Below are 14,819 nucleotides of genomic sequence, written 5' to 3' on the forward strand. Positions count from 1 at the left end.
GGATGGCAGAGGGACAGCTGATCGAATTCGACCGTGCGACCAAGCGCTTCGGCGCGGTGGCCGCCGTGTCGGAGTTCTCGGCGCGCGTCAACCCCGGCGTCGTGACCGGATTTCTGGGCCCCAACGGCGCCGGCAAGACGACGACGCTGCGTATGTTGCTCGGACTCGAGCGTCCGACGAGCGGAACCGCCACCATCGGCGGTTCCCGCTACTCCGAGCTGCGCAGCCCCGCACGCGTCATCGGCGCCATGCTCGAGGACCCCGGCTTCCGCGCGCGGCGCACGGTCGAGCGTCACCTCATCGGCGCCGCCAAGTCCAACGACATTCCGCTGTCTCGCGTCGGCGAGCTGATCTCTTTCGTCGGCCTCGAGAACGATGCCGACTCGCGCATCGGCACGCTCTCGCTGGGCATGCGTCAGCGCGTGAGCGCCGCGACCGCGCTGATGGGAGATCCCGGCGTGCTCGTCCTCGACGAACCGGCCAACGGGCTCGACCCCGAGGGCATCCGCTGGATGCGCGGTCTCATCCGCAGCCTCGCCGACGAGGGACGTACCGTCCTGGTTTCGTCGCACGTGCTGTCCGAGGTCGAGCAGATCGCCGACGAGATCCTCGTGATCGCGCGTGGTGAACTGAAGTTCGCCGGCACGATGGAGGATCTCGCCGACCCGCGCACCGGCCCGGTCGTTGTGGATGCTGAGGATCGCACCGCGCTGTCGCACGCGCTCAAAGACGCTGGATACGAGTTCGAAATCCTGCGCTCCGGACTCACCGTGCGCGGCAGCGACGCGGCGACCATCGGAGGCATCACCGCTCGCGCCGGCATCGCGCTTACGACGCTGCAGCAGCGCGGCCCGACCCTCGAGGATGTCTTCCTCGATCTCGTGCACGACCGCTACGTGCCCTCGGCGCGGGTGACGGATGCGACGACCGCCGTGCCTGTGGCGGACGCGGATCCTGCGGCCGACGAGGGTGCCGTCCTCGACGAGGACGAGGTGCTCCGGCTCGACGCTCTCGCCGAGCCCGATCCGTCCCCGGATGCGGACAGCATCCCTCCGGACGTTGAGCGAGCCGAAGGCGAGACGAAACGCGCTGAGCACGCGGAGCGCGTCGAAGCGGACCTCGACCCCGAGGCTTTCGCCTCCGATCCGGCTTCCGACGGGCGCCCGCTCCCGGGCCTCGCCGATCTCGCGGCCGTGGCGAGCGTCTTCGCGAACCCGGTCACCGACCCGAACACAGCAACCGGCACGGTCGAATCCGCCGAGGCCCGGGCCGCTGAGGGCGAGGAAGCCGAAGCCTCTGACACCGAAGGACCGGACGATGCCACCCGCGCGATCGACGTCGCCTCGTCGGACGACGAAGAGCCGAACGAACAGCACTGAGGTTTAGCGCTGATCACGCAACGCTTCACACGAGGTGCTGACCTCAGGCCGGCCGCGGCCGGATGACCGGACGCTGACGTCCCTTCACGACGGGGACCGGTGCCGTCGCGGCGATCTCGACGACGTCGACGGCCTCGTCAGAGACGTCGAGCCGCAGCGCCTGCGTGAGCGCGAGACCGTGCCGAGTGGTGAAGATCAGGCGCTGGAACTCCTCGTCGCCTTCGAGGTCGATGACCACGCTGGGGCGACGGCGACGGATCAGGACGAAATCCGTGGTCGCGGCACCCTTCCAGGTGCCCGCCGCGAGGATGCCGGGGATGTGCGTCCCGGGCCCGGGAACACCGCGCAGCCAGGTCCACGCGTCATCCGTCAGCTGCACTTTGGTGATGGTCTCGCGGGCGACCCGCAGGTTCTCTCGGTGGAAGGTGGCAGCGCGCTCGACCGGCGACAGCACGACCTCGAGCCGTGTGTGGTCCAGGAGCAGCGTCACCATCCGTCCAGTCTGCCAGCGTCCGCCTGGATTCTGTCTGCGACTTCCTCACAGGACGACAACGATCACCTTGTGCGGTTCCGACGATTACGGTCAGGCGGGGCGGGCGGATGCTGCGGCGCGAGCCGCCGCCGGGAGCGCGGCCTCGATGCGGCTCAGCGCCGCGTCGTCGTGCGCCGCGGTGAGGAACCATGCCTCGAAAACGCTCGGCGGCAGCGCCACGCCCTGCTCGCGCATCGCGTGGAAGAACGGTGCGTAACGGAAGACCTCCTGCGCCTGAGCCTCGGCATACGTGCGAGGCGCCTGCGGTGCGAAGGCCACGCCGAACAGGTTTCCGGCTCGCGGGATCGCGTGCACGACGCCGGCGTCGGTGAGCGCAGCATCCAGAGCAGTCGAGATACGGGCAGCGGCGGCGTCCACGCGGGCGTAGACGGCGGGCGTCGCGAGACGCAGGGTCTCAAGACCGGCCGCGACCGACAGCGGATTCCCCGAGAGCGTGCCCGCCTGGTAGACGGGCCCTGTCGGGGCGAGGTGGTCCATGACGTCTGCACGGCCGCCGAGGGCGGCCAGCGGCATGCCGCCGCCGATGACCTTGCCGAAGGTGATGATGTCAGGCAGGTACTCCTCGCCGAGCGATGCCTGCAGCGCCCAGTACCCGGCGTGGTGCACGCGGAACCCGGTGAGAACCTCGTCGAGGATCATCAGCGCGCCGTGCGCGTGCGCGGTGTCGGCGATGAACCGGTTGAAGCCGGCGTCGGGCGCGACGACCCCCATATTGGCTGCTGCGGCCTCGACGATGATGGCGGCGATCCGGTCGCCGTGCTCGACGAATGCGGCCTCGAGCGCCGCTCGGTCGTTGTACGGCAGCACAAGGGTCTGCGCGGCGATCGGCGCTGGCACGCCGGCCGAACCGGGGAGCGCCAGCGTCGCGACACCCGACCCCGCCTCGGCGAGCAGGCCGTCGGAGTGGCCGTGGTAATGACCGGCGAACTTCACGAGCAGGTCGCGCCCGGTCACACCGCGTGCGAGCCGGATCGCGGTCATCGTCGCCTCAGTGCCGGTCGAGACGAGACGCACGCGCTCGATCGGCGCGAGGTCGCCGAGACGGACACGTTCGGTGATCTTGCGGGCGAGCGCGGTCTCGCCCTCGGTGGGCGCACCGAAGGACAGCCCACGGGTCGCGGCCTCCTGCACAGCCGCGACGACCTCCGGGTGGGCGTGCCCGAGCAGAGCCGGCCCCCAGGACGCCACGAGATCGACGTACTCGTCACCGGCAGCGTCCGTGACGTACGCGCCCCGCGCGGATGCCAGGAAACGCGGAGTCCCGCCCACCGAACCATATGCGCGCACCGGGGAGTTCACGCCGCCGGGTGTCACCGTGCGCGCGGCCGAGAACAGTTCGTCGTTGCGGTCGGTCATGGCGTGCCTCCTGTTGTGTGGGTTCGGCGAAGGTTTCGACTCGCCTTCGGCTCGCTCAACCCGTTTCGTCTCGCTTCGCTCGCTCAACGACCGGTCTACGCTACTCGCTCAACGACCCGCGGAATATCCTCGCTCCGCTTGGAGGTTATCGCTCAGCAGCGCGGAGCCAGCCGGCGGCCTCGGTGGCCCAGTATGTCAGCACCGCGTCTGCGCCCGCACGGCGAATCGAGAGCAGCGATTCGAGTACGGAGGCGCGGCGGTCGATCCAGCCATTGGCTGCGGCCGCCTCGATCATCGCGTACTCCCCCGAGATCTGGTACGCCCATACGGGTACCTGCACGGCGTCGCGCACCTCGCGCAGCACATCGAGGAAGCTCATCGCCGGCTTCACCATCACGACGTCAGCACCTTCGGCCTCGTCGATCAGAGCCTCGCGAACACCTTCCCGACGGTTGCCGGGGTCGAGCTGGTAGGTGCGGCGGTCGCCCTGCAGCTGCGAGTCGACGGCTTCGCGGAACGGACCGTAGAACGCACTGGCGTACTTGGCCGCGTAGCCGAGCAGCAGGGTGTCGGTGAAGCCCTCGGCATCCAACCCTCGTCGGACGGCCGCGACCTGACCGTCCATCATGCCCGACAGTCCCAGCAGGTGGGAGCCAGCCCGCGCCTGCGCGAGCGCCATAGCGACGTAGCGCTCCAGGGTCGCGTCGTTGTCGACGGAGCCATCAGAAGCGAGAACACCGCAGTGTCCGTGATCGGTGAACTCGTCCAGACACAGATCGGTCTGCACGACGAGCGCATCGCCGACCTCGGAGGCCAGCGCCCGGGTGGCGACGTTGAGGATGCCGTCGGGGTCATCCGCACCCGACCCGATCGCGTCGCGCACGGCAGGGACGCCGAAGAGCATCACCCCGCCGACCCCGGCCTCGGCCGCCTCAGCGGCAGCCCGTCGCAGGGAATCCATGCTGTGCTGGGCGACGCCCGGCATCGACGAGATCGGTGCCGGCTCGTTCAGACCCTCACGCACGAACATCGGCAGCACGAGATGGCGCGGCGCCAGCGACGTCTCGCGGGTCAGCGCGCGGACAGCCGCCGACTGACGCAGCCGCCGCGGACGGACTTCAGGAAAGCCTGCAGGGGGGAAGCTCATGGAGCGAACTCATCCGCCGCATGCGGGAGCGTGAAGTGCGAGACGGCGTCGATCAGCGCATCGACGGTCTGCTTGTCGGCGACCACAGTGATCGGCAGTCCCGCCTTGCGGGCGTCGTTCGCGGTGCGCGGGCCGATCGCGGCCAGCAGCGTCGTGTCGGGGATGTCAGGGAACTGCTCGCGGACCTGCTCGGCGACCGAGCCGCTGGTGATGAGGATCGCGTTGATCCGCCCGCTGTCGACGTCGCGGCGGATGCGATCGGTCACCGGCACTCCGACCGTCCGGTAGGCGACGATGCTCGAGACATCGTGGCCGGCGGCGATCAGCGAGCGCGTCAGCACGGGCTTGGCGATCTCGCTGCGCAGAGTCAGGATGCGACGCGGGTCCGGTTCGAGCCCGATGAGCTGCTGCGCCATGCCCTCGGCGGAGTTGTCCTGCTCCGGCACCAGCGCGACCTCGTAGCCGACGGCCTGGAGGGCTGCCGCGGTCGTCTCGCCGACGGCGGCGACCTTCGTCGACTTCGGTACGACGGCGCGGTGCGCGTAGAGCACATCGACCGTTGTGGCGCTCGTGATCGTGAGCCAGTCGAACGCGCCGGCGGCGAGCTGCTCGAGCGCGTCGTCTAGTGCGGCCTGGTCTGTGGTCGGTCCGAAGTTGATCAACGGAGCGACCACGGGGACGGCGCCCTGGGCGCGCAGGGATGCGGCAACGCCGTCGCCCCACGGGCCTCCTCGAGGGACAAGGACGCGCCAGCCGGTCAACGGCTTCTCATGCTTCAGTTCGGGTGTGCTGATCATAGGGGTTGCTCTCGGGGTACGAGTTCGGCCGCCCCTTGTTCGAGCAGCCGACGGGCGACAGAAAGTCCGATCTCGCGCGCTGCGTGATTCGGGTCCGCACCATCGGCAGCATCCGCTTCGTTGCCACTGCCGTGCTCACGAATATACCCCCGGCTCAGGGTTTCCGTGACGTCGAGCCCGATCCGCCGCCCGCCGGCAGGGTCGTAGACGATGGTTCGAACGCGCACGGCACCGCCGGTGACGACCGCATGTGCGGCCATCGGCGCCTGGCATCCGGCATCCAGTCCTTCGAGAATCCCGCGCTCCACGGTGATCGCCAACCGGGTGCTCTCGTGGTCAAGATCGGAGAGCGCTGCGCGCAGATCGGATGCCGCGTCCGCCGTCGTCTCGACGGCCAGCGATCCCTGGCCCGGAGCCGTCGGCCACTCGGCCAGCCCGAGCTCCTCACGCTTGAGCGTCGTCTCGGAGCCGAGCCGCGAGAGTCCTGCGGCGGCGAGGATGACGGCATCCAGCTCGCCGCTCTCGACGCGGGCGAGACGGGAGTCGACGTTGCCGCGGATGTCGACCACCTCGGCACGGGGAGCACGCAGCCGCACCTGGGCGATGCGGCGCGGCGATCCGGTGCCCACTTTGGCGCCGGGGCGCAGGGCATGCAACGGCGTGCCGTCGCGGGTGATCACGACGTCGCGGGCGTCTTCGCGAGCGGGGGTGGCCGCGATGACGAGCGCCTCGGGAACAGCGGTGGGCAGATCCTTGAGCGAGTGGACGAGGATGTCGCACTCACCGGCGACCAGCGCCTCGCGGAGCCGGGTCGCGAAGACGCCGAGCCCGCCGATCTCGGAGAGGGACGCGCGGTTGGTGTCGCCCTCGGAGACGATGGGGACGAGCTCGACCCTGCGGCCGGAGACTTTCTCGAGCGCTGCGGCGACGCGACCCGACTGGGCCTGAGCGAGAGCGCTTCGACGAGTGCCGAGACGAATGGTGGTTGACATGGCGCCTACTGCAGAACGTCCGCGATCTCGTCGAAACGGAGGCGCCGCCCCGTGTAGAAAGGCACCTCTTCCTTCACGAAGCGACGCGCATCGGTGTAGCGCAGGTCACGCATGAGATCGACGAGTTCGGTGGGGTCATCCGCCTCGAGTGGGAGCAGCCACTCGTAGTCCCCGAGGGCGAAGGCGGCGACCGTGTTGGCGGTGACACCGGTGAATGCGGCGCCCTTGCGACCGTGGTCGGCGAGCATCGTGCGGCGCTCGGCCTCGTCGATCAGGTACCACTCCGGCGTGCGCACGAACGGATACAGGCAGAGCCACCCCTTCGGCTCGACGCCGCGCAGGAACCCGGGCACGTGGGCACGGTTGAACTCGGCGTCGCGGTGCACGCCCATGACGTTCCACACCGGCAGCAGCGTGCGCAGCAGTTCAGTGCGGCGCATCCGGCGCAGCGCCTGTTGCAGCCCTTCGGCGGTGGGCCCGTGCAGCCAGACCAGGAGGTCGGCGTCGGCCTTCAGACCCGAGACGTCGTAGAAGCCGCGCACGACGACTCCGGCATCCTCGATGTGGCCGACGATGGTTTCGAGCTCGGTCGCGTCCGTCTCGGCGACAGGCGCATCGGGATTGCGTCGCCAGACGGCCCAGAGGGTGAAACCGGACGGGTTCTGTTCACTCGCTTCGGACATATCCCCAGTCTGCCTCTTTCGCGGGAAAGGGGCGAATGCGGGCCCGTCGATGCCGACGCGGTCGGCCGGGGGAACGAGCGATCAGCGGGCGATGGCGCGGGCGATGGCCCAGACCAGGCCACCCGTCACGGCTGCGATGCCGACGGCTGCGGCGACCGCGCCAGCCGGATTGCGATCCGCGAACGCCCGGGCCTTCGCGGCGCCGCGCTGCGAGGCCTTCTCGAGGCGCCGCGGGACGTTGCCCTTGACCTCGATGGCCGCGAGCGCTGCTTTCAGCTCGGCGCGAGCGGATGCCACGGGGTCGGTGATCCCGTCGGGAACGGCGGTACGGGGCAGGGTGGAGTCAGAGCTTGTCATCACCGGCATCCTTCACGATTCGAATATCGGTCGCGACGGCCTGGCCGGGATTCTCCCGGCGCAGCACCTTGCGGAATTTCAGAAGCCCGAACACGACGCACAGCAGCACGCACACGAGCAGCAGCCCGAGCACGGCGAGCGCCGACAGCCACACCGGCCACCACGAGGAGAGTCCGGCGACAGCGAACACCAGGATCATCGGCACGAGCCAGAACAGGAAGAACAGCGCGATGACGAACCAGACGCTGCCGATCCCGGCATCCTTCGCGGTGCGCGAGACCCACGCCTTCGCCGCGTCGATCTCGGCCTTGACGAGCTTCGTGACGAGTTCGGGAAGATCGCCGAGCAGGGTCAGGAAGCTGTCGTCGGCGCGGTCACGATATCCGCGGACCATATCAGCTCCCGTTCGTCTTGTTCGCTGAGCCCGTCGACTTGCCCGTGCTCTTCGAGACGGACGACGTCGTCTTCTTGGCTGCGGCGGACGCCGTCTTCTTGGCGGAGTCCACCGCGTCATCGACGGCATCTTCGACGTGGGCCGCCGCCTTCTTGCCCGTGGCGATCGCAGAGTCGAGCTTCTCACCGGGCGTATCGCCGTCGCCGACGGACTTGGCGACCTTCACCACCCCGTTCCAGAGAGCACCCGGTACGGCAGACGCCTTCGCGCCGACGAAGGCCTTGGCCTTCTCGACCTGCCGCTGCACCGGCTCCTGGTTCCAGAGCTTCAGCCACTGCGTCTTGATCTGCTCATAGCGCTCGCGTCCGGCGCGCGTTCCGAGCACGTAACCGACGCCGAGTCCGACGACGAGTCCGATCTTCCCCTTCATGGGGTCTCCTCACGTTGTTCCGGTCGAGCCGCTGGCGTGGGTGCCGTCGGCCAGGGCTACCAGCGTAACGCCATATGCCGAAAACGGCATCTATGAGCTCAGGGGGTTGACAGCGGTCCGTCATCTCCCCATAGCAGCCCACGGCGGACGCGGTCCGCCTCGGCGATCGAATCGGGAACGACCTGTGCGAGGCCCGTACCGGACAACCACGCACCCACGACGCCGAGGCCGTCGACCTTCTGCACGGCGCCGCGCACATCGCGCCGCCGGTCGGCCGCCCCGAGCAGAGAAGCCGGCTGCGACTGCATGAACCGGGCGCGGTGCGCGGCGAGCAGCGCCGACGCCGACAGCTCGACGCCGAGCAGCGCCGATGCCTCACGCAGAGCCAGGCGTGCGGCCGTTTCGTCGTCGAGTTCGGCGGTCGCGGCCGGCTCGCCCTGTGCGCCGAACGAGACCCGCACGACGTGGCGGCCCGCGGCGTCGGCACGCAGCCAGCCCCATTTCGCCGTGGCGTGCGTGAGCGCCTTGGCCGTGTGACTGCCGGGCACCGTGAGCACGCCGGTGCCTCGCGGCGCAGCATCCAGCGCGGGGGCGTCGAGCAGCAGACTCACGACCTCGATCCGCGGAGCCTCCCCGGCGACGCCGAGGCCGGCGACCTGCCCGGCGAGCAGGGCACGCGCCGCAGGTTCTTCGGTGGCGATGATGACGGCATCCGCCTCGACGGTCTCGAGTGTTTCGTTGTGCACGACGGCCTCGTCCGTATCCGGCTCGTCACCGGTCACCTCGGTGAAAGACACCGTCCAGCCCGCGCCATTTCGCTCGACAGCATCCGCCACGACTCCGGTGCGAACGACCGCGCCGAGTTCTGCCAGGTCGGCCGCGAGCGCGTCGACGAGGCCGCTCATGCCGCCGGCGATGCCTTCGACGGCGGAACCGGGTGCCTTCGATGCGCGATCGGCCCGTGCGGCGAGCAGCTGTGCGACCCCGCCGGAGAGCGAACCGGTGCGCGTGAGCGCTTCGTTCAGCCCCGGGGCCGCCACTTCGGTGTCGACGTCGTCGGGGTTCGCCGAGTAGACGCCGGCCGTGACGGGAGCAACGAGCAGGTCGCGGACCTTCGCCCCCATGCGCTTGGCGACCAGTGTGCCGAGACTGCGCTCCTGACCGATCGTCAGCGGGGGACGCAGCCGGTCGACATACGCCCGCCAGGCGCCGCGCCAACCGATGATGCGGCGCACGTCGTCGGCAAACGGGTTGGCCGGGATGCCCAGCAGGCCGCCCGTGGGGAGCGGCGCCGCCTTCGCACCCGGAGCGCCGACCAGCCAGGCGCCGGCTGCGTTCGGGGTGACGATGCGATCGGCGAGTCCGAGCTCGCCGAGCAGCTCGCGCACATGACCGCCGCGGGTCGCATACGACTCCGCACCGGCATCCACGGTCACGCCGTCGAGGTCGGCGCTGCGGATGGCACCGCCGAGTGCGTGTTCTGCCTCGAGGAGCGTCACACGCATGCCCACCTCGGCGCACTCACGCGCCGCGACGAGTCCGCCGATGCCGCCACCGATGACCACGACGTGCCGCTGTGCTGCCGCGGCGGCGAGTTCGGCGGTGCTGTCGGCGCTCATCTGTTCGCCCTCGATTCTCCATCACGGGGGCGTTTCAGCAGTTCATCCGGTCGCTTCGCACGCACTCCCTCGAACCGCGCGAAATCGGCATCGAAGCTCACGACCCCGGCACGGTGCTCGATCGCCAGAGCGGCAAGGTGAGCGTCGTTCACAAGATTCCCGGCTGACCCCGAAGCGACGAGCAGGCGTTCGAGAATCATCGCGTGCCGCTCCCCCGGCTGCAGAACATGGGCGCTCGGAGCCGCGAGCCAATCGTGCACCTGCGCCATGGCGTCCTCGGCGGAAAGCGGGCGCGGCAGGATTCGTGAGTTCGTCACGATCCGGATGAACGCCAGCAGCGCGTTCCAGCTGAAACCCACATCGTCGTTGCCGTCCAGAGCGTCGTCGAGCCAGCCGACGGATGCCTCATGCTGGGGCGAGGTCTCGTTCACCGCGTACAGCAGCACGTTGGCGTCGACGACCCTCATCGGCCGACCTGCAGGCGACGCGCGAGCTCTTCGTCCTCCAGATCAGCGGCCAATCGCAGTGCGTGCGTGAGGTCGACGCTCATGACGCCGAGGTCTCGCACCTGCGTGTACGACTGCTGCTCGCTGCGCACGGGCACCGTGCCGGCGCGGATCGCGTCGTTGAGCGCACGCTTGAAAGACACCCCGCGCTGCGTCATCAGACGTCGCACAGCCGCCTCTGTATCAGCATCCAAAGTCACCGTCGTGCGCATTCTGACAGCATAGCATCACAAATATTGATGTCATGCTGTCAGATCAAACGGAGTGTGCCAGCTCGACGATTCGGGTGAGTTGGTCGGGGTCGGTCTCCGGCGGGACGCCGTGGCCGAGGTTGAGGATGTGCGCGCGGGCTGCCCGCCCGCGTTCGATGACGTCGCGAACGTGGGCCTCGAGCACCGGCCACGGCGCCTGGAGCATAGCCGGGTCGATGTTCCCCTGCACGGTGACATCCGGGCCGAGGATGCCGGCGGCCTCGTCGAGCGGCTGGCGCCAGTCGACGCCGACAGCGGATGCCGCGCCATCGAGGCGCATGTCTGCCAGGAACGGCCCGGTGCCGACGCCGAAGTGAATGACGGGCACACCGAGATCGGTCACCGCAGCCTGGGAATGCGGCCCGACATGGGTGCGGTAGTCGGCCGGATTCAGCGAACCTGCCCACGAGTCGAACAGTTGCACGGTCGCAGCGCCCGCGTCGCGCTGCGCTTCGAGGAAGCGCCGAGAGACGCGCGAGAGCCAACCGGCGAGGCGATTCCATGCATCCGGGTCGGAGTGCATCATCGCGCGAGCGCGCAGGTTCTCCTTCGACGGACCGCCCTCGACGAGGTACGCGGCGAGCGTGAACGGCGCCCCGGCGAAGCCGATGAGCGGCGTCTCGCCCAGTTCTGCGGTGACGATGCGCACGGCATCCGCGATGGCGGTGGTGTCCAGGCCTTCCGGGTCGATCGCGGTGATGCGGTCGACATCGGCGCGGGTGCGCACCGGGTCGGCGAACACCGGGCCGCGGCCCGGCTCGATCACGACGTCGACGCCGGCCAGACGCAACGGGATGACGATGTCGCTGAAGAACACCGCCGCATCCACCCCGTGCCGACGCACCGGCTGCAGCGTGATCTCGGCGGCGAGATCCGGGGTGAGACAGGCATCCAGCATCCGCGTGCCGACGCGCAGCTCGCGGTACTCCGGGAGCGAGCGTCCGGCCTGCCGCATGAACCAGACCGGGGTCCGGTCCGGGCGGTCACCGGCGAGTGCGCGCAGCAGAGGGGCGTTCGAGGAAGGCATGAGTCCATCCTCCCATCCGCACCTCAGAAACCGGCTGTCAGCCCGCTCTGCGCGAGGACGCGTAAGATGATCGACGTGTTGCTGTGCGTGACGGCGAGTCACAAGACCGCCTCCTTCGACATGCTCGAACGACTGAGCCGCACCCCTGACGACGTCGCGCCGAATCTGTTGCGCCTCACGACGTGCGTGCAGGGGGCCGTTGTGCTCTCCACCTGCAACCGCTTCGAGGCCTACGTCGAGGTCGATGAACCGGTGACCGCGGCAGGCGCTGTCGGCGTCGAAGCGGTGCTCGAAGCGATCGAGCAGTCGACGGGCATCCCCACCGCTGACCTCGACGGCGCGTACACGGTGCACTCCGGGCGCCGCGTCGCCGAGCACCTGTTCGCCGTGGCATCCGGTTTGGAATCCGTCGTACCCGGTGAGGGCGAGATCGCCGGACAGGTGCGCCGCGCACTGACCGCAGCCCGCAAGGACGGCACCACCTCGCCGGCGCTCGAGCGTCTGTTCCAGCGCGCCAGCCAGGCGCAGCGCAAGGTCAAGAACGTCACCGCGCTCGGGCGTGCGGGCCGCTCGCTCGTGCGCCTCTCACTCGAGCTCGCCGACAGCCGCATCGCGGACTGGGCCGCCGAGCGCGTACTGCTGGTCGGCACCGGCGCGTACGCCGCGGTCACGCTCGCCACGCTCCGCGAGCGCGGGGCCGTCGACATCTCGGTCTACTCGCCGTCCGGCCGCGCCGAACTGTTCGCGAAGAAGCACGGCATCACGGCCGTCTCGGATGCCGACTACGCCGGCGTCGCGACGGGCTCGACCCTGCTGATCACCTGCACGAACGCCGCCGAGGAGCCCGTGCTCGGCCCGGAGCACCTCCAGGCCCCGACCGCGACGGTGGCCGTCGGCTGCCCGATGGGCGCCACCACCTCACAGCTCGTGATCGACCTCGGGATGCCGCGCAACGTCGATCCCGCCGTCGCGACTCTCGAGGGTGTCGCGCTGCTCGACCTCGAGACGATCCGCCTGCATGCGCCGCTCGACGAGCTGCAGGCGACGGATGCCGCCCGCTCGGTGGTGCGCGACGCCGCAGACACCTTCAACGTCGTCAGCGATCGGCAGGCCGTCACGCCCACCGTCGTCGCCTTCCGGTCGCACATCTTCGCCCTCATGGAAGCCGAGATCGAACGCGCCCGCTCACGCGGAGACGAGGACGGCCGCGTCGAGCAGGCCATGCGCCACCTCGCCGGCGTGCTCACCCACACCCCGACGACGCGCGCGCACGAACTCGCCGCAGACGGACGCGGCGCGGAGTTCGTCGCCGCGCTCGAGACGGTCTACGGGCTGACCGTCGACGCTCCTGCGGCGGCAGCACCCGCGGCCGACATCGCCTGAGCGCGCGCGGTCGTGACCTGCCCGGGCCGGTCTCGGCCCCGGCCCGGGCCCGGTCCCGGCCACCCGGTGTTCAGGTCGCACTTCTCGCCGCTATCCGGCGCCCAGAGCGGCAGACATCGCGACCTGAGCGCCGGTTGGCGCCCGGCGATGCCGATCTGTGGTCAATCATCGGCCGCTTCGGCGAGGAGGGATGCGATCACCTCACGCACGCGGGGAAGATCGACGTTGAGGGTGGCCCAGACCGCGTCGTAGTCCGTCGCCTCGTAGTGATGCGCGAGCTGATCGCGCATGCGCTTGATGCTCGACCAGGGCACGTGCGGGTTCGCGATGATCATCTCGGCGCTCAACCCCGCGACGTTCTCACTGATCCTGATGATGATCGATTCGGCCGCAAGCCGCGGTGTATTGAGATCGTCCGAGACGTACCACTCGCGGCCTCGACCGACGAGTCGCGCGCCGTTGTCGCACAACCGCACGATCTCACGCAGCGACCGTTGATCCCTATCGCTCACGCGGCCACCGCTGACCGGAGGATCGGATGATCAGCAGGGAGCCCTCCGTCTGTGACCACGTCGACCGAAACGCCGAGCAGCTGCTCGGCGGCGATGGTGAACTCGGCGATCGTCAGCAATCCGACGCTCCGCGAGCGGGTGACAAGGATATCGAGGTCGCTCTGCGTGGTGTCCGCCCCCTGCCCGGCGGAGCCGAACACACGCACGTTGTTCAGACCGTACTTCGCGGCGAGCTCTTTGAGTTCGTCGCGATGCTGTTCGAGCGCCTCGTGCGGCAAAGGGCGCATGGCCGACTGCAGTCTGTCGATCATTGCCGCCGACGGTTTCCGCCGCCCAGACTCGTAGGCGGCGATGTTCGGCTGCGCGACGCCGCTGCGCGACGCGAGCTGTGCTTGGCTGAGCCCCGCTCGCTCGCGCAGCTCGCGCAACGTTTCACTCATATCATGATGATATCGCGGCGACTGTTTCCGCGGAAGGGGCTGTCGACGGTCGCCCTGGCGGACTGGACGCGTGGGTGTAGCGCCAGACCTGGTCGCAATCTACCTATGAGGTATATGCTCAGAGCATGCAGTTCCTGATTCTCGGCCTCCTGCTCCAGGGCCCCCTCTCCGCGTACGAACTACGCAAACGATTCACCGCCGGCATCTCCCTCTTCTACTCGGCCAGCCTCGGCAGCATCCAACGGGCACTCGAGACGCTCGATTCGCAGGGATGGGCGACCAAACAAGCCCTCAACGGACCGGGTCGCCCGAAGCATCCCTATGCCGTCACCGCGTCCGGCCGAGAGGCGTGGCGCGACTGGATGCTTTCGCCGATCACGGAGTCGGACGCCGAACAGCGCACGCTGGCAAAGGTCTACATGCTGGGCAGCATGCCGCCCGAAGACCGTGCAGAAGTCGTCGCTGTGCTTCGCCGACGCACCGCCACGGATCTCGACCGACTCACCGCACTGCGGATCGAGATCGATGCGACACCGACACCAGAGCTGTATCGCGATGTCGCACGATTTCGCCTGGCGACGCTGGACTACGGCGTTCGCGCGCACGAACTCATGGCCCGCTGGCTCGATGAACTGGAGATCACATGACGGCACTTGCTCTCACAAGCACCTTGGTGCTTCTCGCCGCCCTCGCAGCGCTGCAAGTGCTCGCAGCGCTCGGCCTGCCGCTCGGCCGTTTCGTGTGGGGCGGTCAACACAAGGTGCTGCCGACGCGACTCCGGATCGGCAGTGTCGTCGCTGTGGTCATCTACGCCGCGATAGCCGCGGTACTGCTCAGCCGAACAGGCGTGATCCACGGCGGCGACAGCGCATTCGTCGTGGTCGCGACCTGGGTCGTCTTCGCCTACTTTGTGCTCGCCATTCTCATGAATGCGATTTCACGCAGTCGACCTGAACGGTTCACGATGACACCCGTCGCGATCGTGCTTGCTGT

19 protein-coding genes are annotated in these 14,819 nt (G+C 69.1%); 4 read left to right on the plus strand and 15 right to left on the minus strand.

From position 1 onward, the window contains the following. Positions 1 to 2: 2 nt before the first annotated feature. Positions 3 to 1,379, plus strand: coding sequence for an ABC transporter ATP-binding protein (locus ACTICP_RS10205; protein ID WP_441892017.1), 1,377 nt, complete (start codon positions 3 to 5; stop codon positions 1,377 to 1,379). Between the two features lie 43 nt (positions 1,380 to 1,422). Here ACTICP_RS10205 and ACTICP_RS10210 read toward each other — a convergent pair whose 3' ends face one another. From ACTICP_RS10210 to hemE, 13 genes are all read right to left on the minus strand, one after another. Then, on the minus strand, positions 1,423 to 1,872 hold the full coding sequence (locus ACTICP_RS10210; protein WP_441892019.1) for a hypothetical protein: 450 nt from the start codon (positions 1,870 to 1,872) through the stop codon (positions 1,423 to 1,425). 90 nt (positions 1,873 to 1,962) lie between these two features. After that, positions 1,963 to 3,288, minus strand: a complete 1,326-nt coding sequence (gene hemL / locus ACTICP_RS10215) for a glutamate-1-semialdehyde 2,1-aminomutase (protein WP_441892020.1) — start codon at positions 3,286 to 3,288, stop codon at positions 1,963 to 1,965. Between the two features lie 145 nt (positions 3,289 to 3,433). Continuing rightward, positions 3,434 to 4,435, minus strand: a complete 1,002-nt coding sequence (gene hemB, locus ACTICP_RS10220; RefSeq protein WP_441892022.1) for a porphobilinogen synthase — start codon at positions 4,433 to 4,435, stop codon at positions 3,434 to 3,436. Then, entirely contained in the window at positions 4,432 to 5,232 is an 801-nt protein-coding gene (locus ACTICP_RS10225) for a uroporphyrinogen-III synthase (RefSeq protein ID WP_441892024.1), read from the minus strand. Before ACTICP_RS10225 ends, hemB begins: the two co-directional genes overlap by 4 nt. Beyond that, positions 5,229 to 6,224 carry a hydroxymethylbilane synthase gene (hemC, locus tag ACTICP_RS10230; protein WP_441892026.1) on the minus strand — a complete coding sequence of 332 codons (996 nt, stop codon included), beginning with the start codon at positions 6,222 to 6,224 and terminating at the stop codon, positions 5,229 to 5,231. The genes ACTICP_RS10225 and hemC overlap by 4 nt, the downstream gene beginning before the upstream one ends. 5 nt (positions 6,225 to 6,229) lie before the next feature. Then, the gene (gene hemQ / locus ACTICP_RS10235) at positions 6,230 to 6,907 is read right to left on the minus strand and encodes a hydrogen peroxide-dependent heme synthase (RefSeq protein WP_441892028.1); all 678 of its coding nucleotides are present in this window, start codon (positions 6,905 to 6,907) and stop codon (positions 6,230 to 6,232) included. Positions 6,908 to 6,988: 81 nt separating this feature from the next. Beyond that, the gene (locus tag ACTICP_RS10240) at positions 6,989 to 7,264 is read right to left on the minus strand and encodes a hypothetical protein (protein WP_441892030.1); all 276 of its coding nucleotides are present in this window, start codon (positions 7,262 to 7,264) and stop codon (positions 6,989 to 6,991) included. Beyond that, complete coding sequence (locus ACTICP_RS10245) at positions 7,251 to 7,658, minus strand: phage holin family protein (protein WP_441892032.1); 408 nt, start codon at positions 7,656 to 7,658, stop codon at positions 7,251 to 7,253. The genes ACTICP_RS10240 and ACTICP_RS10245 overlap by 14 nt, the downstream gene beginning before the upstream one ends. A gap of 1 nt (position 7,659) precedes the next feature. Then, on the minus strand, positions 7,660 to 8,088 hold the full coding sequence (locus ACTICP_RS10250; protein ID WP_441892034.1) for a hypothetical protein: 429 nt from the start codon (positions 8,086 to 8,088) through the stop codon (positions 7,660 to 7,662). A gap of 98 nt (positions 8,089 to 8,186) precedes the next feature. After that, the gene (locus ACTICP_RS10255; protein WP_441892036.1) at positions 8,187 to 9,707 is read right to left on the minus strand and encodes a protoporphyrinogen/coproporphyrinogen oxidase; all 1,521 of its coding nucleotides are present in this window, start codon (positions 9,705 to 9,707) and stop codon (positions 8,187 to 8,189) included. After that, on the minus strand, positions 9,704 to 10,174 hold the full coding sequence (locus ACTICP_RS10260; protein WP_441892038.1) for a type II toxin-antitoxin system VapC family toxin: 471 nt from the start codon (positions 10,172 to 10,174) through the stop codon (positions 9,704 to 9,706). Before ACTICP_RS10260 ends, ACTICP_RS10255 begins: the two co-directional genes overlap by 4 nt. After that, a complete protein-coding gene (locus ACTICP_RS10265) occupies positions 10,171 to 10,425 on the minus strand; it encodes an antitoxin (protein ID WP_441892040.1) in 255 nt (84 codons plus the stop codon). The genes ACTICP_RS10260 and ACTICP_RS10265 overlap by 4 nt, the downstream gene beginning before the upstream one ends. Before the next feature lie 43 nt (positions 10,426 to 10,468). Continuing rightward, positions 10,469 to 11,491 (minus strand): uroporphyrinogen decarboxylase, encoded by a 1,023-nt coding sequence (gene hemE / locus ACTICP_RS10270; protein WP_441892042.1) that lies wholly within the window; start codon positions 11,489 to 11,491, stop codon positions 10,469 to 10,471. A 75-nt stretch (positions 11,492 to 11,566) separates the two neighbouring features. On the opposite strand from hemE, the gene ACTICP_RS10275 reads away from it, so the two are divergent. After that, positions 11,567 to 12,874, plus strand: a complete 1,308-nt coding sequence (locus tag ACTICP_RS10275) for a glutamyl-tRNA reductase (RefSeq protein ID WP_441892052.1) — start codon at positions 11,567 to 11,569, stop codon at positions 12,872 to 12,874. A 161-nt stretch (positions 12,875 to 13,035) separates the two neighbouring features. On the opposite strand, the gene ACTICP_RS10280 is transcribed toward ACTICP_RS10275, so the two are convergent. Beyond that, complete coding sequence (locus ACTICP_RS10280) at positions 13,036 to 13,386, minus strand: HepT-like ribonuclease domain-containing protein (RefSeq protein ID WP_441892044.1); 351 nt, start codon at positions 13,384 to 13,386, stop codon at positions 13,036 to 13,038. Beyond that, the gene (locus ACTICP_RS10285; protein WP_441892046.1) at positions 13,383 to 13,826 is read right to left on the minus strand and encodes a helix-turn-helix domain-containing protein; all 444 of its coding nucleotides are present in this window, start codon (positions 13,824 to 13,826) and stop codon (positions 13,383 to 13,385) included. The genes ACTICP_RS10280 and ACTICP_RS10285 overlap by 4 nt, the downstream gene beginning before the upstream one ends. Before the next feature lie 125 nt (positions 13,827 to 13,951). On the opposite strand from ACTICP_RS10285, the gene ACTICP_RS10290 reads away from it, so the two are divergent. Next, positions 13,952 to 14,473: a PadR family transcriptional regulator gene (locus ACTICP_RS10290; RefSeq protein ID WP_441892048.1), complete on the plus strand. Its 522-nt coding sequence runs from the start codon at positions 13,952 to 13,954 to the stop codon at positions 14,471 to 14,473. Beyond that, on the plus strand, positions 14,470 to 14,819 hold a 350-nt coding region (locus ACTICP_RS10295), incomplete at its 3' end, for a hypothetical protein (protein WP_441892050.1). The genes ACTICP_RS10290 and ACTICP_RS10295, both read left to right, overlap by 4 nt.

Source organism: Microbacterium sp. (assembly GCF_052102115.1).
Classification (GTDB): Bacteria; Actinomycetota; Actinomycetes; order Actinomycetales; family Microbacteriaceae; genus Microbacterium.